This window comes from Salinibacter sp., assembly GCF_042218895.1.
Classification (GTDB): Bacteria; Bacteroidota; Rhodothermia; order Rhodothermales; family Salinibacteraceae; genus Salinibacter.
Genome location: NZ_JBDGQQ010000126.1, coordinates 8,798 through 10,005 on the forward strand (window position 1 = coordinate 8,798; position 1,208 = coordinate 10,005).

Sequence of the window (1,208 nt, forward strand, 5' to 3'; positions counted from 1 at the left end):
GGCAAGGTGCGCTTCACGAGTCACGCATCACGCTCGGGGAGGCATTGCCGCACCGTTTCGGGGTCGAGCACGTGGCGAGGCTCGTCGCGGAAGATGCGCCGGGCCCGTTCCAGGTCGTCCACCGTGTTGCAGTGAAGGCGGAGGTCCCTCTGCTTCGGTAGACGAAGGGCCTGTAGGGTCTGCTCGCGGGCAATTCGGTTCAGGAAGGGGCCGAGTTGATCCGGCGGCCCCTCGTCGGCCAGGTACGCGTCAACGGTTCGGAGTGCATCGGGGGTCAGGAGCATCCAGGACGGACAGATCCACTCGGAGGCAATCCCCGTCGGGTCCTCCACCACCTTCGTCACGAATCGTCCCTTGAGGTCGAGGAGGCTGCTGTGCGCGCGGCGCTCAGGGTCCGGCTCGTAGAGGGCCAGCACCCGATTGGAGGTGCCGTCGTAGGCGTTCAGGAGGGGAGCCAGGGGACACCGATACAGGCTGTCGCCCCCACTCACGAGGGCGCCGTCGGGCGGGATGCCCACGCCATCAAGGAGGAAGGCGAGGTCCCCCACGCTCCCGAGCTGCTCGTCCGGGGCCTCAACCCCGTCGTCGTGGATGTGCAGGGTGAGGTCGTGCGCCGCTAGATCGGCCCGACGGCCGGACGCCCACTCCCGAAATGCCTCGGCGTCCCGGTGGTTTGCGGCGACATGGATGGCGTCGAGGGCCGCCCAGGAAGCCAGCTCGTCCACGAGATAGTCGACGATCGGACGGCCGGCCACGCGGACCAACGATTTGGGGGTGTGCTCCGTCAGTGGGCGCATGCGAGTGCCGAAGCCGGCGCACAGGAGGTAGGCAACCATGCTGAGGAGGGGAGAGGCGAGTGGGATTGAGTACGCCGAGGAGGGAGAGACGCCTGAAGGCCTACCCGTCGGGCGGCCCCGCGGCCCCGGCCAATGCATCGATGACCTCGTCGTGGAGGGGGCCATTGGTGGCGACGACACCGGTGTTCTCCTCCAGCAGGTGGCCGTGCGTGAAGTCAAGCGGCTCGCCGTGCATGTCCGTCACGGTGCCCCCGGCGGCCTGCACCACGAGCGACCCCGCCGCGTGGTCCCAAATGCGCTCTGTGTAGTCGGTGCCGGGACGGGGCAGACGCAGGTAAATCTCGGCCTCGCCCCGGGCCACGATGGCGTACTTGGCCTGGCTGTCGATCCGGATCGAGTCGGCCGTGATGC

The 1,208-nt window shown here is 68.5% G+C and carries 2 protein-coding genes; both read right to left on the bottom strand.

The window, feature by feature from the left end; translation table 11 throughout:
• Positions 1-20 precede the first annotated feature (20 nt).
• Positions 21-836, bottom strand: a complete 816-nt coding sequence (locus tag ABEL04_RS11280) for an NDP-sugar synthase (RefSeq protein ID WP_375802496.1) — start codon at positions 834-836, stop codon at positions 21-23.
• A 61-nt stretch (positions 837-897) separates the two neighbouring features.
• Positions 898-1,208 (bottom strand): inositol monophosphatase family protein (locus ABEL04_RS11285; RefSeq protein WP_375802497.1); only part of this gene is annotated, 311 nt, incomplete at its 5' end.

Bases quoted from the DNA above. Each gene is read 5' to 3' on its own strand.
- ABEL04_RS11280 (WP_375802496.1), bottom strand. From the start codon at position 836: ATGGTTGCCTACCTCCTGTGCGCCGGCTTCGGCACTCGCATGCGCCCA.